Here is a 20,929-nt window from a genome sequence, read left to right as displayed (position 1 = left end):
GACAACAATACCAAGGTTTCGGAGTGCCTTTCACCTGCGTATCCGCGGCCTCCGCCGGGCGGCCGCGCGCTGCGCGGGTTCGCCCCCGGCCGCGCCTAAGGTTTCACCATGAGTGACGGTTTGCTTACGGGTGCGCTGGGTGACGGGCGGGCACGACGGCCCCGGATGCTGTCTCCGCTGCGCGAGCATCTGCGGGACACGATGTGGTTCGCGCCCACGGTGGGGCTCGTCGGCTCCCTGGTGCTGTGGTGGGCCGCCGCCCAGCTGGACGCGGAGCTGGTGCGGCTCCTTCAGGACGACGAGGAATACGACACGATCAAGGACCTGAACCGGGTCGCCGAGGACACGAAGGTGGTGATCAGCACCATCGGCTCGGCGATGATGACCTTCATCGGTGTCGTCTTCAGCATCTCGCTGGTGGCCGTGCAGATGGCCAGCGGCCAGTTCAGCCCGCGCGTGGTCCGGCTCTATGTCCGCTCCCGGATCACGAAGATCACGCTGACGGTCTTCCTCGCCACGTTCCTGTTCTCCCTGATGACGCTGACGTCCTTCGAGAGCGAGCAGGACCCGCGCCTGGTGACGACCGTGCCGCTGCTCGAAGGCGTGCTCGCCTTCCTGATGGTGCTGCTGAGCCTGCTTCTCTTCGTGGCGTACGTGAACGGCACTCTGCGAATGATGCGCATCGGCTTCGTGATCGACCGCATCGCGCGCGAGTCGTTCCGGGTGGCCGTGAAACACCCCGTCGAGAAGGAGCCGGACGACGGCCCTCTCGGGCCCGAGACGGCGCGGATCACCCACGAGGGCCGCGCGGGGGTGCTGCGGGACGTGAATATCGCGCGGGCGGTGCGGGCGGCACGCCGCCAGGGCGTCGTCCTGCGGCTGCTGCCGCGGATCGGGGACTTCGTGGTGCCGGGCACGCCCGTGTTCGCCGTGCACGGCGGTCCGGCGCCGGGGCGCCACGCGCTCCGGTACACGGTGTCCGTCGGCGTGGAGCGCACTTTCCACCAGGATCTCGGCTTCGGTCTCCGGCAGCTGTCCGACATCGCGCTGCGCGCGCTGTCCCCGGCCGTGAACGATCCGACGACCGCCGTGCAGGCCCTGGACCGCATCGTCCAGTTCCTCGCGTCGGTCGCCCCCTATCCGCTGGGCGCGCTGCGCCATCGCGACCGGCGCGGGGCCGTACGCCTCGTGCAGCCCGTGCCCGGTTGGCCGGACCTGGTCGACCTCGGCCTCACCGAGATCCGCGCCTGCGCCGCGGGCCATCCCCAGGTCACCCGGCGCATGCTGGCCGGCATCGACGACCTGCTCCTGCTCGCCTCCGCCGGTCGCCGGGCACCGCTCGTCCGGCACCGGGCGCTCCTGGAGCAGGCGGTGGAGCGCACGGTGCCGGAGTCCGCGGACCGCGACTTCGCCCTGCTGCCGGACCGGCAGGGCATCGGCTAGGAGCGGGCGGCCCGGGCCGAGCGCCTCACGCCATCAGGTGGTAGCTGGGGAAGTTCCCCGGCGCCCGCTCCCCCGCCGCGCCCCGCGTGACGGCCCGCACCAGCAGTTCCCCGCCGACGAACGCGCCGCGCCAGGACGCGCCGAACCCGCCGAACAGCTCCTCGCGGTCCCCGCGCGAGCGCGGCTTGCCCCGGCCCGTCTTGAAGGCACGGATCTGCGGAGCGAGGCGGTCGTACGTCGCCTGGTCGTCGGTGGACAGGGTGGCGACCAGCGCGCCGTTGGACGCGTTCATGGCGGCGAGCAGCTCGGCCTCGGTGTCGACGAGGACGATCGTGTCGACCGGGCCGAACGGCTCCGCGTGGTGCAGCGGGGACGACGGCGGCGGCGCGAGGAGCGTGACCGGGTGGACGTACGCGGACGTGTCCTGGCCGGGCAGGAAACGGTCCGCGTCGGGCGCCCCGCGGTACAGCGGCACGGCGCCGCGGTCGACGGCCTCCGCGACCTGGTCGGTGAGTTCCTTGGCCTTGGCCGCGTTGATCAGCGGGCCGAAGTCGAGCTGCGGGAAGGGGTCTTCGGGCCCGGCGACCGCGAGCGGGTGGCCGACGCGCACCGTCCGCACGGCGGGCAGATACGCGGCGAGGAACGCGTCGAACAGCTCACGCTGGACGACGAAGCGCGGGTAGGCCGTGCAGCGCTGCTTGCCGTAGTCGAAGAGCTTGGGGATCACCGCGCCGAGCGCGTCCCAGTCGCTGTAGTTCCAGATGCCCCAGGTGTTGAGTCCCTCCTGTTCGAGGATGTGTCGTTTGCCGAGGTCGGCGACCGCCGTGGCGACCGCGGCGCCCGTGTCCCGGCCGCCGACGAAGGAGACGCAGCCGATCTCGGGGGCGCGCACGAGCGCTTCGGACAGTTCGCCGCCGCTGCCGCTGACGAGGGTGACGGGAATCCCTTCGCGGGCGGCGAGCGCGCCGGCCAGGGTGAGGCAGGAGACGCCGCCGTCGGTCGGGGTCTTGGCGATGACCGCGTTCCCTGCCAGTGCCTGTACCAGCATTGCGTGAACGAGCACGCTCATCGGATAGTTCCAGCTCGCGATGTTGGAGACGGGACCGTCCAGCGGAGACCTCCCCTCGACCATCGGCTCGATGCCGTCGACGTACCAGCGCACGCCGTCGATGGCCCGGTCCACGTCGGCCTGCGCGAGCCGCCAGGGCTTGCCGATCTCCCAGACGAGCAACAGGGCCAGGAGTTCCCGGTGTTCGGTGAGGGCGTCGAGGGTGGCGGCCACCCGGGCGCGGCGCTCGGGCAGCGGGACGTGGCGCCAGGCGCGGTGCTGGTCGAGGGAGGCGCGCACGGCCCGGCGCGCGGCGGCCGCGTCGAGCCGGGGCGGGCCCGCGATGGGGCTCGCGTCGACGGGGCTGGTGGCGGGCAGGGGCCGGCCGTCGGGGCGCCAGCCGCCGTGCCAGAGGTTCAGGACGCGGTCGTCCCGGAACGCCTCGGGGGCGGCGGCGAGGCAGCGCTCCCAGGCGTCGGACCAGGCCGTCCCGGCCTTGAGGATCTTGGGGCCGGGCTTGTGGGCCCGCGGGGCAGGGGAGTTGTCGAGGGTGGATGCCATTCGGTTCTCTCCGCTCACGGTGCACAGTCGGGGCGGGGGTGCATGGCTGTTCCTGCGCGGCGACGGCGCCGGTGGTGGCGCAGGCCGCGGCAGTGACGGTAGTGGAGCGGCGGTCCGTCACCTATGAGTGAGGTCACTCACCCCCGCCCCCGGGCCGGACCGGCGAGCCGTTCGAGCACCAGCTCGGCGGTCTCCGTCGGCGTGCCGCCGACCCGCACGCCGACGGCCTCCAACGCGGCCTTCTTCGCCTGCGCGGTGCCGGACGAGCCGGAGACGATGGCGCCCGCGTGCCCCATGGTCCGGCCTTCGGGCGCGGTGAACCCGGCGATGTACGCGACGACGGGTTTGCTCACGGACTCCTTCACGTAGTCCGCGGCGCGTTCCTCCGCGTCGCCGCCGATCTCCCCGATGAGGACGATCAGTTCGGTGTCGGGGTCGGCCTCGAAGGCGGCGAGACAGTCGATGTGGGTGGTGCCGACGACCGGGTCGCCGCCGATGCCCACGCAGGTGGAGAACCCGATGTCGCGCAGCTCGTACATGAGCTGGTAGGTGAGGGTCCCCGACTTGGACACCAGGCCGACGCGTCCGGGCTTGGCGATGTCGGCGGGGATGATGCCCGCGTTGGACTGGCCGGGCGTGATCAGGCCGGGGCAGTTGGGGCCGACGACGCGGGTGCCGTGCCGCTCGGCGTACGCGTGGAAGGCGACGGAGTCGTGCACGGGGATGCCTTCGGTGACGACGACGGCGAGGCCGATCCCGGCGTCCGCCGCCTCCATGACGGCGGCTTTGCCGAAGGCGGGCGGCACGAAGACCACGGTGACGTCGGCGCCCGTGGCGTCCATGCCCGCGCGTACGGATCCGAAGACCGGTACGGCGCGGTCGTCGAAGTCGACGGTGCGGCCCGCCTTGCGGGGGTTGACGCCGCCGACGACGTCCGTGCCGGCCGCGAGCATGCGCCGGGTGTGCTTCATGCCCTCGGCGCCGGTCATGCCCTGGACGAGGATCTTGCTCTCCTTGGTCAGAAAGATGGCCATGGCCGGCTCCTCAGGCTGCGTGGGCGAGTTCGGCGGCGCGGCGCGCGGCGCCGTCCATGGTGGTGGCCTGCTCGACCAGCGGATGGGCGCGCTCGCCGAGGATGGCGCGCCCCCGCGCGGCGTTGTTGCCGTCCAGGCGGACGACGAGCGGCTTGGTCAGGCGTACGGACTCCAGGGCCCGCACGATGCCGTCGGCGACCGCGTCACAGGCGGTGATGCCGCCGAAGACGTTCACGAACACGGCGGTGACGGACGGGTCGGAGAGGATGACGGACAGGCCGTCGGCCATGGTCTGCGCGGACGCGCCGCCCCCGATGTCCAGGAAGTTGGCGGGCCGCGCGCCGCAGCCCGCGACGACGTCGAGGGTGGACATGACGAGACCCGCGCCGTTGCCGATGACGCCGACCTCGCCGTCGAGCTTGACGTAATTGAGCCCCTTGGCGGCCGCGACCGCCTCCAGGCCGTCCCCTCCCTGATCGTGTGTCTCGTCCCATGCTCCCCAACGGACCTGACGAAAGCGCGCATTGTCGTCAAGGGTCACTTTTCCGTCGAGTGCGAGGATCTCTCCGCGCGCGGTGCGCACGAGCGGGTTGACCTCGACGAGCAGCGCGTCCTCGCGGATGAGTACGTTCCACAGCGCCGTCAGCGTGTCGGCCGCCGCGTCGGGCAGCCCCGCCGCGGCGGCGATCTCGGCGGCCTTCTTCCGGGGCACGCCTTCGAAGGGGTCGATCGGCACGCGGACCACCGCCTCGGGCCGGGCGGCGGCCACTTCTTCGATGTCCATGCCGCCCTCGGCGGAGGCGATCGCGACAAAGCGCCCCTGGGCGCGGTCCAGTACGTACGAGACGTAGAACTCGCTGTCAATCTCCACGGGTTGGGCCAGCATCACCGCGCCCACCGTGTGGCCCTTGATGTCCATGCCCAGGATCTGCCGGGCCGTGAGTTCCGCGGCGGCCGGGTCGGAGGCGAGCTTCACACCGCCCGCCTTGCCTCGGCCCCCGGTCTTGACCTGGGCCTTCACCACGACGCGGCCCCCGAGGCGCTCGGCGCACGCGCGGGCCTCCTTGGCCGAGTCGGCGACCTCGGCCCGCGGCACCAAGATGCCGTATTCCTCGAAGAGTTCCCTTGCCTGGTGCTCGTACAGGTCCATTTCCGGCTCCTGTCTGGAAAGTGCGCACGCCCCCTGGACACCACCCACCGGATGCGGGATAACAAGTTTCATACAGTATTCGTCGACTGTATGCAATGTACTGCGAGGGCGCCCCGAGCGTGGAACAGCGCACTCCAACTCCCCTACGAAGGGACAGGACTTCGCCATGCCCGACGACAGCAGCAGCGACAACAACACCCTCATCTCCGGTGGGCATCTGGTCGCCAAGGCACTCAAGGCGGAGGGTGTGGAGGTCATCTACACCCTCTGCGGCGGCCACATCATCGACATCTACGACGGCTGCGTCGACGAGGGCATCGATGTCGTCGACGTACGCCACGAACAGGTCGCCGCCCACGCGGCCGACGGGTACGCGCGGATCACCGGCAAGCCCGGCTGCGCCGTGGTGACGGCGGGCCCCGGCACCACCGACGCCGTCACCGGCGTCGCGAACGCCTTCCGCGCGGAGTCCCCGATGCTGCTGATCGGCGGCCAGGGAGCGCACACGCAGCACAAGATGGGCTCACTGCAGGATCTGCCGCATGTCGACATGATGACGCCCATCACCAAGTTCGCCGCGACCGTGCCGGACACGGCGCGCGCGGCCGACATGGTGTCGATGGCGTTCCGCGAGTGCTATCACGGCGCTCCGGGGCCCTCCTTCCTGGAGATCCCCCGCGACGTGCTCGACGCGAAGGTCCCGGCGGACAAGGCCCGCGTCCCGCGCGCGGGGCACTACCGCGCCTCCACCCGCTCGGCCGGCGACCCCGAGGCCATCGAGAAGCTCGCCGACCTCCTCGTGCACGCAGAGAAGCCCGCCATCCTCCTTGGCAGCCAGGTGTGGACGACCCGCGGCACGGCGGAAGCCATCGAGCTGGTCCGCGCCCTCAACGTGCCCGCCTACATGAACGGCGCCGGCCGCGGCACGCTTCCTCCCGGAGACCCGCACCACTTCCAGCTCTCGCGGCGCTACGCCTTCTCCAACGCCGACCTCATCGTGATCGTCGGCACCCCCTTCGACTTCCGCATGGGATACGGGAAACGACTCTCTCCGGAGGCGACGGTCGTCCAGATCGACCTCGACTACCGCACGGTGGGCAAGAACCGCGACATCGACCTCGGCATCGTGGGCGACGCGGGGCTCGTCCTGAAGTCGGTGACCGCGGCCGCCTCCGGCCGCGTCAATGGAGGAGCCTCGCGGCGCAAGGAGTGGCTGGACGAGCTGCGGGCCGCCGAGCAGACCGCCCTCGAGAAGCGGCTGCCGAGCCTCAAGTCCGACGCCTCGCCCATCCATCCGTACCGCCTGGTGAGCGAGATCAACGACTTCCTCACCGAAGACTCGATCTACATAGGCGACGGCGGCGACATCGTCACCTTCTCCGGGCAGGTCGTCCAGCCCAAGGCACCGGGCCACTGGATGGACCCGGGGCCGCTCGGCACGCTCGGCGTCGGCGTGCCCTTCGTGCTCGCGGCCAAGCAGGCACGGCCCGACAAGGAAGTGGTGGCCCTCTTCGGAGACGGCGCCTTCAGCCTCACCGGCTGGGACTTCGAGACGCTCGTGCGCTACAACCTGCCCTTCGTCGGCATCGTCGGCAACAACTCCTCGATGAACCAGATCCGCTACGGCCAGAAGGCCAAGTACGGCACGGAGCGCGAACGGGTCGGCAACACCCTCGGCGACGTCCACTACGACAAGTTCGCCCAGATGCTGGGCGGCCACGGCGAGGAGGTCCGCGACCCCGCCGACATCGGCCCGGCGCTGCGCCGCGCCCGCGAGTCCGGCAAGCCCTCGCTGATCAACGTATGGGTCGACCCGGACGCGTACGCCCCCGGAACCATGAACCAGACGATGTACAAGTGAGGTGACACGGCCGTGACCAAGGCTCTCGAAGGCATCCGCGTCCTGGACATGACCCACGTCCAGTCCGGCCCCTCCGCCACCCAGCTCCTCGCCTGGCTCGGCGCGGACGTGGTGAAGCTGGAGGCACCGACCGGAGACATCACGCGCAAGCAGCTGCGCGACCTGCCGGACGTGGACTCGCTCTACTTCACCATGCTCAACTGCAACAAGCGGAGCATCACCCTCAACACCAAGACCGAGCGCGGCAAGGAACTCCTCACCGAGCTGATCCGCCGCTCCGACGTGATGGTCGAGAACTTCGGCCCGGGCGCCGTCGACCGCATGGGCTTCACCTGGGAGCGCATCCAGGAGATCAACCCGCGCGTCGTCTACGCCTCGATCAAGGGCTTCGGAGACGGGCCCTACACCAACTTCAAGGCGTACGAGGTCGTCGCCCAGGCCATGGGCGGCTCCATGTCGACCACCGGCTTCGAGGACGGCCCGCCGCTCGCCACGGGCGCGCAGATCGGCGACTCCGGGACCGGCATCCATGTCGTCGCGGGCATTCTCGCCGCCCTCTTCCAGAGGGAGAACACCGGCCGCGGGCAGCGTGTCAACGTCGCCATGCAGCACGCTGTGCTGAACCTGTGCCGCGTCAAGCTGCGCGACCAGCAGCGCCTGGCGCACGGGCCGCTCGCCGAATACCCCAACGACGACTTCGGGGACGAGGTGCCCCGCTCCGGCAACGCGTCCGGCGGCGGGCAGCCCGGGTGGGCCGTCAAGTGCGCCCCGGGCGGGCCCAACGACTACGTGTACGTCATCGTGCAGCCCGTCGGCTGGAAACCCCTCACGGAGCTCATCGGGCGCCCGGAGCTCGCCGACGACCCCGAGTGGGCCACCCCAGAGGCGCGGCTCCCGCAGCTCACGAAGATGTTCCAGCTCATCGAGGAGTGGTCCTCGACCCTGCCCAAGTGGGAGGTCCTGGAGCGGCTGAACGCCCACAACATCCCGTGCGGCCCGATCCTGTCCACCAAGGAGATCATCGAGGACGCCTCGCTGGTGGCCAACGAGATGGTCGTCGAGGTCCCGCACCCCGAGCGTGGTTCGTTCACCACCGTGGGCTCGCCGCTCAAGCTCTCCGACTCTCCCGTGGACGTGCTCAGTTCGCCGCTGCTCGGCGAGCACAACGAAGAGGTGTTCATCGGCGAGCTGGGCCTCGGCGACGAGGAGCTGCGCCTGCTCAAGTCGAACGGAGTGATCTGAATGAGTGCCCAGGACGAGGTGAGTGCGGAAGGCCGCGTGAGCGCGGAGGGCGGCGTGAGCCCGGAGGGCCGCGCGAGCTCCGAGGCACGCCTCGCGCGGGTGCGGACGCTGCTCGACTCCGTGCGCGCCGACGGACGTACGTCGCTGACGGCGCCGGAGGGCAAGGTCCTCGCGGACGCGTACGGAATCGCCGTCCCCGGAGAAGAGCTGGCGCGGGACGTCGACGAGGCGGTGGCACACGCCGCGCACTTCGGCGGGCGCGTCGTCCTGAAGATCGTCTCGCCGGACATCCTGCACAAGACCGACGCGGGCGGCGTGATCGTGGGCGTACAGGGCGCCGAGGACGTGCGTGAGGCGTTCCACCGGATCGTGGCCAACGCGCGTGCGTACGCGCCCGGGGCGCGCGTCGACGGCGTGCAGGTGCAGGAGCTGCTGCCGTCGGGCCCCGCCGCGCAGGAGGTGATCGTCGGGGCGGTCACCGACCCCACCTTCGGGAAGGTCGTCGCCTTCGGTCTCGGCGGTGTCCTCGTCGAGGTCCTCAAGGACATCACGTTCCGCCTGGCGCCCGTCGACACCGACGAGGCCCAGTCGATGCTCGACTCGATCCGCGCGGCCGAGATCCTGCGCGGAGTGCGGGGCGCCGAAGGAGTGGACCGACGGGCGCTGGCCGAGCAGATACGCCGGGTGTCCCAACTGGTCACCGACTTCCCCGAGATCGCGGAGGTCGACCTCAATCCGGTCATCGCGACTCCTGAGGGCGCGCTCGCCGCGGACATCCGCGTCATCCTCGCCACCGAGCAGCCCAAGCAGCGGCGCACGTACACGCGCGCCGAGATACTCGCCTCGATGCGGCGCCTGATGCAGCCCCGCTCCGTCGCCGTCGTCGGCGCGTCCAACGAGCCGGGGAAGATCGGCAATTCGGTGATGCGGAACCTCGTCGACGGTGGGTTCTCCGGAGAGATCCACCCGGTGAATCCCCGGGCCGATGACATCTTGGGCCGCAAGGCGTACAAGAGCGTGACGGACGTCCCTGGTGAGGTGGATGTGGCGGTCTTCGCGATACCCGCCAAGTTCGTCGCCGCCGCGCTCGAGGAGGTCGGTCGCAAGGGGATCCCGAACGCGGTCCTCATCCCCTCGGGGTTCGCCGAGACCGGTGAACAGGCCCTCCAGGACGAGATCGTGGCGATCGGCGAACGCCACGGGGTGCGGCTCCTCGGGCCGAACATCTACGGCTACTACTCGACGTGGCAGGACCTCTGCGCCACGTTCTGCACGCCCTACGACGTCAAGGGCCCGGTGGCGCTCACCTCGCAGTCCGGCGGCATCGGGATGGCCATCCTCGGCTTCGCCCGCGCGACGAAGACGGGCGTCTCGGCGATCGTCGGGCTCGGCAACAAGTCGGACCTGGACGAGGACGATCTGCTGACGTGGTTCGGCGAGGACCCGAACACGCAGTGCATCGCCATGCACCTGGAGGACCTCAAGGACGGCCGGGCCTTCGTGGAGGCCGCGCGCGCCACCGTGCCGAAGAAGCCCGTCGTGGTCCTCAAGGCGGGCCGCACCGCCGCGGGCGCGAGGGCCGCCGGCTCGCACACGGGCGCGCTCGCGGGCGACGACGCCGTCTACGACGACATCCTGCGGCAGGCCGGCGTCATCCGGGCCCCGGGGCTGAACGAGATGCTGGAGTACGCGCGGGCGCTGCCGGTGCTTCCGGCGCCGAAGGGCGACAACATCGTCATCATCACCGGGGCGGGCGGCTCGGGCGTGCTGCTCTCCGACGCGGTGACCGACAACGGCCTCGAACTCATGGAGATTCCGGCCGACCTGGACGCGGCCTTCCGGAAGTTCATCCCGCCGTTCGGCGCCGCGGGCAATCCCGTCGACATCACCGGCGGCGAGCCCCCCTCTACGTACGAGGCGACGATCCGGCTCGGCCTGGAGGATCCGCGCGTCCACGCGCTCGTACTGGGCTACTGGCACACCATCGTCACCCCTCCCATGGTCTTCGCCGAACTAACGGCCCGCGTGATCGCCGAGTTCCGTGAACGCGGCATCGACAAGCCCGTCGTCGCGTCGCTCGCGGGCGACATCGAGGTGGAGGAGGCGTGCCAGTACCTCTTCGAGCGGGGCGTCGTGGCGTATCCGTACACGACGGAGAAGCCGGTCGCGGTGCTCGGGGCGAAGTACCGCTGGGCGCGGGCGGCCGGGCTGCTGGGGGGCGGCAGGCCGGTGGGAGGGCAGTCGATGACGTGATCGGTGCGGGGGCCGGCCTGCGGTGCGCGCCGGCCGGCCCCGGGACCCGTGCGCACACGAAAGGAATTGGACAGGGGGCGCTGGCCAGGATCTTTTCGACGCAAGGGGTGCTCGAGCGACATGACGACAACGGACATACGCACAGCCGTCCCCTACCGGGAGGTGACGGACGCCAACGGCCGGATCTACCGGCTCGGCGAGACCGACATCGACATCATGGGCCGCAAGCGCAAATGGATGGTCATTCTGCCGTGGATCGGCATGATGGGCATCAGCTCGGCCGAGTACGCGTTCGCCTCCGCTGAGGACACACTGCACACCGCGCATTCCTGGAGCAGTCTGCACATCTTCTGGATGCTGGGGGTCTGGGTCTTCTTCCAGGCCGCGGTGGCATTCCCCGCGGGCAAGCTCAGGGAGAGCGGGAAGCTACCGGCGCGCTGGGCCATGATGCTCGGCGCGGTCGGCACACTGTTGGGCTATCTCTCACTGGCGTTCGCGCCGCATGTGGTCGTCGCCTATGTGGGCTTCGGCATGTTCAGCGGCATGGGCGCCGGAATGGTTTATGCCACCTGCGTGAACATGGTTGGCAAGTGGTATCCGGAACGAAAGGGAGGAAAGACCGGATTCGTCAACGGCGGATTCGCCTACGGCTCGGTGCCGTTCGTGTTCATATTCACCGGCTTCATGGATCTGACGAACTTCCGCTGGGTGCTGGTGTCCGTCGGCCTCTTCCTGGCGACGCTGGTCGCCGTGGCCGGCTACTTCTTCCAGGACCCGCCGAAGAACTGGTGGCCCGCCGACGTGGACCCGCTGCGGCCGCCGGACGACCCACGGGCCAGGCGGGCCCTGGCGATGAACCCGCCCGCCGTGAAGCAGTACACGCCGAAGGAGGCATGGCAGACCGGCCGGGTCGCGCTGATGTGGTTCTGCCTGCTGTGCACCTCGGGCGTGAACATCTTCGGCATCGCGTTCCAGGTGGACATCGGGGAGGACGCCGGATTCGCCGGCGGAATCGTCGCGACGGCCATGTCCCTGAAGGCCATCGTCAACGGCACCGGCCGCGGCGTCATCGGCTGGCTCTCCGACCGCTACGGACGCAAACGCTGCCTGATCTTCGTGTGCATCGTCCTCGGTCTCTCGCAGTACGGAATCCTGTGGTCGGCGGACATCAAGAACCTGCCGTTGTTCCTGGTCTTCTCCAGCATCTCCGGATTCGGCGGAGGCGCCATCTTCCCGATGTTCGCCGCCATGACGGCCGACTACTTCGGAGAGAACAACAACGCCTCCAACTACGGCCTGGTCTACAGCTCCAAGCTGGTCTCCGGACTCCTCGGATCCGGCATGGGAGCCGTCGTGGTGAGCCACTGGGGTCACACCGGGGCATTCACCCTGGCCGGATCCATTTCTCTGTTCGCCGGATTCATCGCACTCTTCCTTTCTCAGCCCGGAAGGCCGAAATCCAAGGACATCAAACCCAATCCGCAACCCCTCGGTGAGGAGATGGCTTGATATGACGGCGGAGCCCATCGCCGGAAGCAACGCGCACGAGCCGCACGCGTCCCACCCGCCACACGAGCCACGCGAGTCGCATCAGTCGCATCAGTCGCCCCAAGAGATCACGGACGAACGCGGGCGCGTGTACCGCGTCGGCGAGAGCGACCGGGAGATCCTCGGCCGCCCCCGCTGGACGATGGTGGTCCTCCCCTGGGTGGCCATGATCGCCATCAGCGTCTTCGAGTACGCCTACGGAGCCGCCGAGGACACCCTGTCCGCGGCGCACCACTGGACGTCGTCGAACACCTTCTGGGTGCTGAGCGTCTGGATCTTCTTTCAGGCGGGCGTCTCCTTCCCGGCCGGGAAGCTGCGCGAGAAGGGCGTCCTGACGAGCCGCAGAGCCATGCTGGTGGGCTCCGTGCTGTCGCTGCTCGGGTTCGTCAGCCTCAGCCACGCGCCCAACGTGGCGGCGGCGATGGTCGGCTTCGGCCTGCTCGGCGGGGTCGGCTCCGGGCTGATCTACTCGACGTGCGTGAACATGGTCGGCAAGTGGTACCCCGAGCGGCGCGGCGGCAAGACGGGCTTCGTCAACGGAGGGTTCGCCTACGGAGCGGTGCCCTTCATCTTCCTGTTCTCGTACGGCTTCGACACGTCCAACTACCGCGCGGTGCTGGACCTGGTCGGCTTCTACGTCCTCGCCGTGACCCTCGTGGCGGGCCTGTTCTTCAAGGACCCGCCGAAGAACTGGTGGCCGGCCGACGTCGATCCGCTGCGGCCCAGCAGCGATCCGCGCACCGCCGTGGCCCTGGCCAAGAACCCGCCCGCCGTACGGCAGTTCACCCCCGGTGAGGCGTTACGCACCGGCGTCGTGCCGCTGATGTGGGCGTGCATGCTGTGCTGCGCCGGAGTGTCGATCTTCGGGATCTCCTTCCAGGTGCCGTTCGCCAAGGAGATGGGCTTCGGCCCGCTGATCGCGGCGTCGTCGATGGGTGTCATGTCGGTGATCAACGGCACGGGGCGTGGCGTCGTGGGCTGGCTGTCCGACCGTCTCGGCCGGCAGCGCACGCTGACCTACGTGTGTCTGACGCTGGCCGTGGCACAGTTCGGTGTCCTGTGGGCGGGCGAGATGCGCGACCAACCGCTGTTCCTGGCCTTCGCCTTCCTGTCGGGCTTCGCCGGCGGCGCGTTCTATCCGCTGTTCGCGGCGCTCGTACCCGACTACTTCGGAGAGAACAACAACGCGTCCAACTACGGCATGGTCTACAGCGCGAAGCTCGTGAGCGGCCTCTTCGGAGGCGGCATGGGCGCGATGGTCGTGGACTCCTGGGGCTATGTCGGCGCGTACACGATGGCCGGCGCCGTGTCGCTGCTCGCGGCGGCTCTGTCGCTGCTGCTGCGGCAACCGGGGGTCCCACGCGCGCGTGCGGCCGCCGTGTAGCGTTCCGCCGCGTGTTCCAGGGGAGGGGTTCTGCCCACCGCGACCGGTGGGCAGAACCCCTCCCCCGTGCGTGCCGGGCCCCGCCGTACGCTCAGTCGCCGCAGCGTTCCCGCAGCGAGTGCAGGTGCGCGCTGGACTTCCGGGCGAACGCGTAGGACTCCGCAGGGTTGTCGTGCTCGGCCTGCCAGTGGTGGTAGCGGCGCCCGCCGTGCGTGCGGGCGGTCACCTTCGACAGGAATCGCTTGTAGTCGATGTCGCCGTCCCCTACGTCCACCATGCGGTAGCCGTCACGAGCGGAGTCGTCGCGGATGCCGTCCTTTACGTGGAACAGCGGGTAGCGGTGCGGTCGCTTGAGGACGTAGTCCAGCGGGTCGAAGGGGCGCGGCGTGCCGTCCACCTGCTTGCCGAAGCGGAACTGGGCCGCGTACGCCCAGTAGATGTCCATCTCCAGAAAGACGTAGTCCGGATCGGTCTCGGCCAGGAGTACGTCATAGAGGCGCACCCCCGGCTTGTCCGTGGCGAAGGAGAACTCCTCGGCGTGGTTGTGCTGATAGAACTTCATGCCCCGCGCGCGGGCCGCCTCGCCGTACGTGTTGAAGTCCTCCGCGGCCCGCTTCCACGCGTCGACGGTCGCGCCGTACCGGAAGGGTCCCGCGGCGGTGCCGATGTGCTTCAGGCCGAGCGCCTCGGCGTCGTCGAGGACCTTGGTGAGGTTCTGCGCGAAGGTGTATGCGTTCGGGTTGCCGTTGTCGTAGTAGCCGACGTGGCTGCCGATCGGGTGCAGCCCGTGATCGCGGGCCAGCCGCTTGAGCTGCGCGAGGGTGATGGGGCCCGCGGAGCCCTGGGTGTACCCGGCGAACTCGACCTCGTCGTACCCGTACCGCTCCAACTCGGCGAAGACGGCCGCGAATCCGGCGGTGGAGACCTTGTCGCGGAGGCTGTAGAGCTGGACGCCGAGGCGGCCCGGCGGCAGGACGGGACGGCCGCGGCCCTTGCCCGACGCCTCTGCCTCGGCCGAGCCCGAAGCGGCGGACGCCGGGCCCGCGGCGGCCGCGGTGCCGACGAGGGCAGCCGCGGTGGCGCCCGCGGCGACGCCGAGCATGCCGCGCCGGCTGAGTCTGTGGGCGAGTTCCGGGTCGTCCGGTGTGTGCTTGCGGGTCATGTGGCTCTCCCTGGAAATGGAGGTCGGGGTCGGATCAGGGATGGGTTCGAATCACGGATCAGGGTGGGCTCCGGGGCGGACCCTGATGGCGTGGGCCGCGCCCTCTGGTTCAGTGGAGATCGTTCGGAACGCGGCTCGAACGTGGTGCGGGACGCGGCGGGTGCGACGCCGGTCCCGTGGATCGCGCGGCGCGCCACGGAGCGCACCCATGTTCAGTGCGGGCCGGCGAGGTTCAGTGCAGGCCGGCGAGCCGCAGCAGGAGTGATTTCACATCGGTGGCCTCGACGCGGCCGGTGACGGCGTGGGGGGTGGAGCACAGAATGAGCGGGCCGGAATCGGAGTCCTCGCTCGCGGGGAGGCGGCCGTGGCTGCCGCGAATAGGTGACGGATCCAGGGGCACGACCGCCATGCGGTAGCGCATGCCGAGCTTCTTGCGGGCCAGGGCGCCCGCGGCCTTGAGCCGCACATAGGGGTCCTGGGGGTCCATGAAGAGCTCGACCGGGTCGTAGCCGGGTTTGCGGTGGATCTCGACGAGCTGCGCGAAGTCGGGCGCGCGGGCGTCGTCGAGCCAGTAGTAGTACGTGAACCAGGCGTCCGGCTCCGCGACCGCGACGAGCTCGCCGGCGCGGGGATGGTCCAGGTGGTGGGCCTTCTTGCCCTCGTCGTCGAGGAGCTGCTCGATGCCGGGCAGGTCGGCGAGCGCAGCGCGGGTGGCCTCCAGGTCCTCCGGCTTGCGCACATAGACGTGGGCGATCTGGTGGTCGGCGACGGCGAAGGCGCGGGAGGCCATCGCATCGAGGTACTCCATGCCGTCCTGGGTGTGCACTTCGAGCAGACCGGCGCGGCGCAGGGCCCGGTTGATGTCGACGGGCCGGCTCACCCGGGTGATGCCGTATTCGGACAGGGCGACGACGGTGCGGCCTTCGGTCTTCGCCTGGTGGAGGAGGGGGGCGAGTGTGGTGTCCAGGTCGGCGGCGGCCTGGTGCGAGCGCGGGTCGTCGGGGCCGAAGCGCTGCAGGTCGTAGTCGAGGTGAGGGAGGTAGCACAGGGCCAGGTCGGGTCGGCGGGTGGTGAGGATGTGGCGGGTGGCGTCCACGATCCAGCGGCTGGAGACGATGTCCGCGCCCGGGCCCCAGAAGTGGAAGAGGGGGAACGTGCCGAGTTTCTCGGTGAGTTCGTCGTGCAGGGCGGGGGGCCGCGTGTAGCAGTCGGGCTCCTTGCGGCCGTCGGCGTAGTAGACGGGACGGGGGGTGACGGTGAAGTCGGTGTCGGCGCCCATGGCGTACCACCAGCAGATGTTGGCGACGGTGTATCCGGGGTGCGCGCGGCGGGCGGCGTCCCACAGCTTGTCGCCGGCGACAAGGCCGTTGTGCTGGCGCCACAGCAGCACGTCGCCGAGCTCGCGGAAGTACCAGCCGTTGCCGACGATGCCGTGCTCGGCGGGGTGGGTGCCGGTGAGGAAGGTGGACTGGGCGGCGCAGGTGACGGCGGGCAGGACGGTACCGAGCGGCGCCCGGGAGCCGGACCTGGCGAGGGCGGTGAGGTGCGGCATGTGGTCGAGCAGGTGGGGGGTGAGGCCGACGACGTCGAGGACGAGCAGCGGGGTCGGCCCACCCGTGGAGGGAGGTGTCATGGCAGTTCCTTCAGGCCGAGTTCCGTCAGGAGGTCACGGGCGAGGGTGAGTTCGGCGGCGATGCCGTCGGCGAGCTGGGGGCGGGCACGTGGGCGCAGCTCGGGCGGGAGGGCCTGCCAGGTGTAGGTCTCGACTTCGAGATGGCGGGTGCGCGGGTGCGGTCCGCCGACGAGCCGGGTGAGGGCGTCCTTGAGGACGGGGAGCGTGGAGGTGAGTGGTGCGGCGGGGGGCGCGTGCAGGGGGACGTGGAAGTGCGCGCGCCAGGGCGCCGAGTCCGGCAGGGCTTGGCGGGTGAGGGCTTCGCCCAGGTCGTCGGTGCCGCGCAGCGCGGTGGCGACGAGGGTCCCACCGGCCGCGGGGGCCTCGGGTTCGCGGGGCAGGGTGCGGGTCTGGTGCAGGAAGCGGGGTTCGTCGAAGGCGGCGAGCGCCGCGCGTACTTCCGGCAGATGGGGGTGTTCGGCATGCAGGGCGGCGGAGAGCTGGGACTTGACGACGGGAATGCCGGCGGCGGCGAGGGCGTCGAGCGCGGTCCCCGGGTCCTCGAAGGAGGTGGCGAGGTGGCAGGTGTCGACACAGATGCCGATGCGGTCGTGGCCGACCGCGGTGAGGGGCGCGATGGCGTCGCCGGTGGTCTCCACGGTGCAGCCCGGTTCGGGTTCGAGGCCGACGCGGATGGACTTGCCGGTCAGCTCGGCGAGGGCGTCCAGACGCTGGGCGAGCGTGACGAGGGCGGTGCGGGACTCCTCGGCACGGGTGGCGTCGAAGGTGGTGCGCCAGGCGAGCGGAAGGGTCGAGATGGTGCCTTCGGTGACGTCCTCCGGCAGCAGCTGGGCGAGGACACGGGCCAGGGCGGTGGTGTGGGCGAGGCGTTCGGGGTCGGCCCAGTCCGGCTTGTAGACGCGGTACTTGACCTCTTCGGCGCCGAAGCCCTCATAGGGGAAGCCGTTGAGGGTAACGACTTCGAGGCCGCGCCGGTCGAGTTCGGTGCGCAGTCCGCGCAGCGCGGCCGGGTCGGTGACCAGGGCGTGCGCGGCGTCCTTGGCGAGCCACAGACCGATGCCGATGCGGTCGCGGCCAAGCCGTTTGCGGACGGGCTCGCAGTGGTCGCGCAGTTGCGCGAGGACGCCTTCGAGGGTCTCGGCGGGGTGCACGTTGGTGCAGTAGGCGAGGTGGACGGTGGACCCGTCGGGGTGGCGGAAGCGCATGACTCACGCACCGCCCCGCAGGATGGAGTTGCCCTCGTGGGTGGCGTCCGTGTCCGTGACGTCCAGGGCGAGACGGCCGCTGAGTCCGTAGAACGCCACGGGGTTGCGCCACAGCACCCGGTCGACGTCGTCGTCGGAGAACCCGGCATGGAGCATGGCGTCGCCGACCTTGCGGGTCTTCAGCGGATCGCTCTTGCCCCAGTCGGCGGCCGAGTTGACCAGGACCTTCTCCGGGCCGTGGGCGCGCAGGATCGCCACCATCCGGTCCTCGTCCATCTTGGTGTCGGGATACACGGAGAAGCCGAGCCAGCAGCCGGCGTCCTTGGCCTCCTTGACGGTGGTCTCGTTCAGGTGGTCGATCAGGACCCGCTCCACGGACAGCTCGGACTCGGCGACGATGTCGAGGGTACGGCGCAGACCGGCCAGCTTGTCGCGGTGCGGGGTGTGCACGAGGGCGGGCAGTTCGTGGTCGGCGGCGAGCTGCAACTGGGCGGCGAGCGCGGTGTCCTCGGCGGGCGTCATGGAGTCGTAGCCGATCTCCCCGACGGCGACGACGTTGTCCTTGACGAGATAGCGGGGCAGCACATCCAGGACCGGCGTGCACCGCGGGTCGTTCGCCTCCTTGGGGTTGAGCGCGATGGTGCAGTGGTGCGCGATGCCGTACTGCGCGGCGCGGAAGGGTTCCCAGCCCAGAAGGGAGTCGAAGTAGTCGACGAAGGAGGCGGGCGAGGTGCGTGGCTGGCCGAGCCAGAACGCGGGCTCGACGACGGCGCGGACTCCGGCCTCGTACATCGCCTCGTAGTCGTCGGTGGTGCGGGAGGTCATGTGGATGTGGGGGTCGAAGATGCGCATCAGGACTCCTGCTCCTCGCCGGTGGACGTCGAAGGGGCCGCGAAGGGCGCGGGGGCCGCGGGGCCGGCCGGGCCCGTGGGTGCCGAGCGGTCGGGGCGGGCGGCTGCCGGGCCTTCGGGGCCGGTGGGTGCCGGGGCCTCGCCGCCGTTGACCGCCGAGGGGTCGGTCAGGGCCAGGACGCGATACAGATCGTCGGGTACGGCGCGGCCGGCGGCAGTGCGTTCCTCGGCGTAGTCACCGAGCATGCGGGCCAGTTCGGCGTCGGCCCGGGAACGGTCCGCGAGCCCCGCGACGGCGTCCACGGGCACCCCGGTGAAAAGGCACTTGAGGACGGCGTGGCGCCAGTCCTGCGGGGCCAGGTGCGCGGCGGCGTAAGGGCCGACGGCGGCGGCGACGAGGCGGGTGTCGTTGGTGCGCAGCGCGTCCTCGACCAGCGGCAGCGCGTCGGGGCCGGGTACGAGGTGCGGGAGGGAGCGCAGGACGGCGCGGCGTTCGGTGGCGGTGCCGTGTTCGTAGAGCCGGGTCAGGGCGTCCGTGTCGGCACGGGCGGCGTGCAGGAGGACCAGCCGGGCGGCGTCGGCGTGGTCGGGGCCGCAGCGGCGGCCGGCTTCGGCGAAGCGCAGCTCCCAGACGGGGGTGGCGGCGGGTGCGGAGGTCCGGGCGGGGCCGGGGGTCTGTCCGGCGGCGGCGTACGTGGTCGCTTCGTCGGTGGCCTGGTCCAGCCAGGCCCGGGCGGCGCCGCCGAGGACGGCGTCGAGGTGGGAGCGGAGGTCGGCGACGGTGGAGCGCTCGGTCACGACGTTCCTCCTTGGGCTGAGACCCCGTGGGTTGTGGGCGGGGTGGCGGCGAGCCTGTCCGCTCGGCGCAGGAACTCTAGGGACTGGGAGGCGAGTTGGGGGCCCGCGTGGGAGTGGCGGGGCAGTTCGACGACGGTCAGGCCCTGGTAGCCGGTGGCGGCGAGGGCGCGCAGGACGGGCGGGAAGTCGATCTCGCCGTCGCCGAACGGCAGGTGTTCGTGGACGCCACGGCGCATGTCCTCGATCTGGACGTGCCGCAGCCAGGGCGCGGCGGCACGGACGCAGTCGGCGGGCGACTGCGGCTCCAGGCACTGGCAGTGGCCGATGTCGAGGGTCAGGCCGAGGGGTTCGGGGTCGTCGAGCAGGAGGCGGAGGTGGTGGAAGTCGGCCAGCGTGCCGAGCAGATGACCGGGTTCGGGCTCGATGGCGAGTGGCACGCCGGCGCCGGTCGCGGCGTCGAGGACGGGGGTGAGCGCGTCGGCGAGGCGCTGCCAGGCGGTGGCCTCGGAGGTGCCGTCGGGGGTGATGCCGCTGAAGCAGTGGACGGCGTGGGCGCCCAGGTCGGCGGCGACCTGGACGGCGCGGATGAGCAGGCGCACGCGGTCGGCGCGGCGCTGGGGGTCGGGATCGAGCAGGGAGGGGCCGTGCTTGTGGCGAGGATCGAGAACATAGCGGGCGCCCGTCTCGACGGCGGCGGTCAGGCCGAGCCGGTCGAGGCGTCGGGCCACGCGGCGGGTGCGGGCGGCCAGGTCGGGCGCGAGCGGGTCGAGGTGCATGTGGTCGAGGGTCAGGCCGACACCGGAGTAGCCGAGGTCGGCGAGCAGGCCGAGGGCGTCGTCGAGCCGGAGGTCGGTGAGCCCGTTGGTGCCGTAGCCGAACCGGAGCCGGTTGGGTGCGCCCACCGACGCCGACCCGTTCACGGCACTCTCGCCCTTGACTCCAGCACCCTCGCCGCCGTCCGCGGCACCCTCGCCGCCGCCCACAGCTCCGTCGGCGCTCATGTGACGCTCACCTTGCGGGCGAAGCGGCGGGCCGCGGGGGCCAGGGCCGCCGTGAACAAGGCGCTGCCGAGGGCGCCGGAGCGAGCGGCGAGGGCGGCCTGGAGCGGGATCAGGGCGCGGATGCCGCCGCCGACGGCTCGTTGGGTCAGGGGAGGTGAGGGGTTCAGGGCCGCGTGCAGGTAGGGCCGGGCGGCGGTGGTGGCGTAGGCCGCGGTGAGGGCGACGGTGATGCCCGGCAGGGCGGCGGTGGCTGCGGTCCGCCGGCCTGCCGGGGGTCGGGGGGCGTACGCGACGGCGTGGCCGAGGGCGAGGGTGGCGGCGAGGGCGCCCAGCGGGGTCGCGGTCGAACCGCCCTGGGTCTCGTGGCGGGACACCGCGGTCACGGCGAGGGTGTGGGCGGCGAGAGTGGCCGCGGCGGGCAGGGCGGCGCGGGCGGCTGCCGACCGGCCCGGGCGGTGGTGGCCCTTGGCCACACCGGTGACCGCGGCCGCGGAGGTGGTGGCGGGCGTGGTCGTCGCCATCGTCGTAGTGGCGGGCGTGGTCGTCGCCGTCGTCGTCGCGGCCCGCGTGGTCGTGTCGTCGCGGCCCGCGTGTTCGTCGCCGTGGCCGCGGCTCCCAGCAGCAGGTCGAGCCCTCGTGCCGCCGCCATCGCCGCGGGTCCTGCCGGGGTGCGTTTGAGGCCCAGGTCGTAGGCCCAGACCGTGCCGGCCAGGGCGGTGGCGGTGGCCAGGGCGGGGCGGCCCGCGCGGGCGGCC

The 20,929-nt window shown here is 71.1% G+C and carries 15 protein-coding genes and 1 pseudogene; 6 read left to right on the top strand and 10 right to left on the bottom strand.

Features of this window, described 5'->3' with window-relative positions:
* Nucleotides 1-108: 108 nt before the first annotated feature.
* A complete protein-coding gene (locus STRAU_RS29530; RefSeq protein ID WP_037662749.1) occupies nt 109-1,443 on the top strand; it encodes a DUF2254 domain-containing protein in 1,335 nt (444 codons plus the stop codon).
* 25 nt (nt 1,444-1,468) lie between these two features.
* Here the strand turns inward: STRAU_RS29530 and STRAU_RS29525 are convergent, their stop codons facing one another.
* From STRAU_RS29525 to sucC, 3 genes are all read right to left on the bottom strand, one after another.
* Nucleotides 1,469-3,052: an aldehyde dehydrogenase family protein gene (locus STRAU_RS29525; RefSeq protein WP_016644083.1), complete on the bottom strand. Its 1,584-nt coding sequence runs from the start codon at nt 3,050-3,052 to the stop codon at nt 1,469-1,471.
* A 137-nt stretch (nt 3,053-3,189) separates the two neighbouring features.
* The gene (gene sucD / locus STRAU_RS29520) at nt 3,190-4,086 is read right to left on the bottom strand and encodes a succinate--CoA ligase subunit alpha (protein ID WP_016644082.1); all 897 of its coding nucleotides are present in this window, start codon (nt 4,084-4,086) and stop codon (nt 3,190-3,192) included.
* 10 nt (nt 4,087-4,096) lie between these two features.
* Nucleotides 4,097-5,236 carry an ADP-forming succinate--CoA ligase subunit beta gene (sucC, locus tag STRAU_RS29515; protein WP_016644081.1) on the bottom strand — a complete coding sequence of 380 codons (1,140 nt, stop codon included), beginning with the start codon at nt 5,234-5,236 and terminating at the stop codon, nt 4,097-4,099.
* Between the two features lie 166 nt (nt 5,237-5,402).
* Here sucC and STRAU_RS29510 point away from each other — a divergent pair, with 166 nt between their 5' ends.
* From STRAU_RS29510 to STRAU_RS29490, 5 genes are all read left to right on the top strand, one after another.
* The gene (locus tag STRAU_RS29510) at nt 5,403-7,097 is read left to right on the top strand and encodes a thiamine pyrophosphate-binding protein (RefSeq protein WP_016644080.1); all 1,695 of its coding nucleotides are present in this window, start codon (nt 5,403-5,405) and stop codon (nt 7,095-7,097) included.
* Between the two features lie 12 nt (nt 7,098-7,109).
* The gene (frc, locus tag STRAU_RS29505) at nt 7,110-8,339 is read left to right on the top strand and encodes a formyl-CoA transferase (RefSeq protein WP_016644079.1); all 1,230 of its coding nucleotides are present in this window, start codon (nt 7,110-7,112) and stop codon (nt 8,337-8,339) included.
* The gene (locus STRAU_RS29500) at nt 8,340-10,592 is read left to right on the top strand and encodes an acetate--CoA ligase family protein (protein WP_016644078.1); all 2,253 of its coding nucleotides are present in this window, start codon (nt 8,340-8,342) and stop codon (nt 10,590-10,592) included.
* Nucleotides 10,593-10,712: 120 nt separating this feature from the next.
* A complete protein-coding gene (locus tag STRAU_RS29495; protein ID WP_016644077.1) occupies nt 10,713-12,101 on the top strand; it encodes an OFA family MFS transporter in 1,389 nt (462 codons plus the stop codon).
* Between the two features lies 1 nt (nt 12,102).
* Nucleotides 12,103-13,524, top strand: a complete 1,422-nt coding sequence (locus tag STRAU_RS29490; protein WP_037662746.1) for an OFA family MFS transporter — start codon at nt 12,103-12,105, stop codon at nt 13,522-13,524.
* Nucleotides 13,525-13,615: 91 nt separating this feature from the next.
* Here STRAU_RS29490 and STRAU_RS29485 read toward each other — a convergent pair whose 3' ends face one another.
* The 7 genes and pseudogenes from STRAU_RS29485 to STRAU_RS40745 all read right to left on the bottom strand — a co-directional run.
* Nucleotides 13,616-14,686 (bottom strand): sugar phosphate isomerase/epimerase family protein, encoded by a 1,071-nt coding sequence (locus STRAU_RS29485; protein ID WP_016644075.1) that lies wholly within the window; start codon nt 14,684-14,686, stop codon nt 13,616-13,618.
* Nucleotides 14,687-14,918: 232 nt separating this feature from the next.
* Nucleotides 14,919-16,319: an alkaline phosphatase family protein gene (locus STRAU_RS29480; RefSeq protein ID WP_016644074.1), complete on the bottom strand. Its 1,401-nt coding sequence runs from the start codon at nt 16,317-16,319 to the stop codon at nt 14,919-14,921.
* A complete protein-coding gene (eboE, locus tag STRAU_RS29475) occupies nt 16,316-17,524 on the bottom strand; it encodes a metabolite traffic protein EboE (RefSeq protein ID WP_016644073.1) in 1,209 nt (402 codons plus the stop codon). Before eboE ends, STRAU_RS29480 begins: the two co-directional genes overlap by 4 nt.
* Before the next feature lie 3 nt (nt 17,525-17,527).
* Nucleotides 17,528-18,376, bottom strand: coding sequence for a TatD family hydrolase (locus STRAU_RS29470; RefSeq protein ID WP_016644072.1), 849 nt, complete (start codon nt 18,374-18,376; stop codon nt 17,528-17,530).
* On the bottom strand, nt 18,376-19,173 hold the full coding sequence (locus tag STRAU_RS29465; RefSeq protein WP_016644071.1) for an EboA domain-containing protein: 798 nt from the start codon (nt 19,171-19,173) through the stop codon (nt 18,376-18,378). The genes STRAU_RS29470 and STRAU_RS29465 overlap by 1 nt, the downstream gene beginning before the upstream one ends.
* A complete protein-coding gene (locus STRAU_RS29460) occupies nt 19,170-20,174 on the bottom strand; it encodes a sugar phosphate isomerase/epimerase family protein (protein ID WP_078621575.1) in 1,005 nt (334 codons plus the stop codon). Before STRAU_RS29460 ends, STRAU_RS29465 begins: the two co-directional genes overlap by 4 nt.
* Nucleotides 20,171-20,929 (bottom strand): annotated as a pseudogene (locus STRAU_RS40745) (UbiA prenyltransferase family protein); the annotation flags it as partial. The gene STRAU_RS29460 and the pseudogene STRAU_RS40745, both read right to left, overlap by 4 nt.

Origin of the sequence: Streptomyces aurantiacus JA 4570 (assembly GCF_000414115.1) — a bacterium.
GTDB lineage: Bacteria > Actinomycetota > Actinomycetes > Streptomycetales > Streptomycetaceae > Streptomyces > Streptomyces aurantiacus_A.
This window is presented reverse-complemented; position numbering and strand designations above follow the sequence as displayed.

Coding starts and splice junctions, on each gene's coding strand:
- STRAU_RS29530 (WP_037662749.1), top strand. CDS start 109: ATGAGTGACGGTTTGCTTACGGGTGCGCTGGGTGACGGGCGGGCACGA.
- STRAU_RS29525 (WP_016644083.1), bottom strand. CDS start 3,052: ATGGCATCCACCCTCGACAACTCCCCTGCCCCGCGGGCCCACAAGCCC.
- sucD (WP_016644082.1), bottom strand. CDS start 4,086: ATGGCCATCTTTCTGACCAAGGAGAGCAAGATCCTCGTCCAGGGCATG.
- sucC (WP_016644081.1), bottom strand. CDS start 5,236: ATGGACCTGTACGAGCACCAGGCAAGGGAACTCTTCGAGGAATACGGC.
- STRAU_RS29510 (WP_016644080.1), top strand. CDS start 5,403: ATGCCCGACGACAGCAGCAGCGACAACAACACCCTCATCTCCGGTGGG.
- STRAU_RS29500 (WP_016644078.1), top strand. CDS start 8,340: ATGAGTGCCCAGGACGAGGTGAGTGCGGAAGGCCGCGTGAGCGCGGAG.
- STRAU_RS29495 (WP_016644077.1), top strand. CDS start 10,713: ATGACGACAACGGACATACGCACAGCCGTCCCCTACCGGGAGGTGACG.
- STRAU_RS29490 (WP_037662746.1), top strand. CDS start 12,103: ATGACGGCGGAGCCCATCGCCGGAAGCAACGCGCACGAGCCGCACGCG.
- STRAU_RS29485 (WP_016644075.1), bottom strand. CDS start 14,686: ATGACCCGCAAGCACACACCGGACGACCCGGAACTCGCCCACAGACTC.
- STRAU_RS29480 (WP_016644074.1), bottom strand. CDS start 16,319: ATGACACCTCCCTCCACGGGTGGGCCGACCCCGCTGCTCGTCCTCGAC.
- eboE (WP_016644073.1), bottom strand. CDS start 17,524: ATGCGCTTCCGCCACCCCGACGGGTCCACCGTCCACCTCGCCTACTGC.
- STRAU_RS29470 (WP_016644072.1), bottom strand. CDS start 18,376: ATGCGCATCTTCGACCCCCACATCCACATGACCTCCCGCACCACCGAC.
- STRAU_RS29460 (WP_078621575.1), bottom strand. CDS start 20,174: ATGAGCGCCGACGGAGCTGTGGGCGGCGGCGAGGGTGCCGCGGACGGC.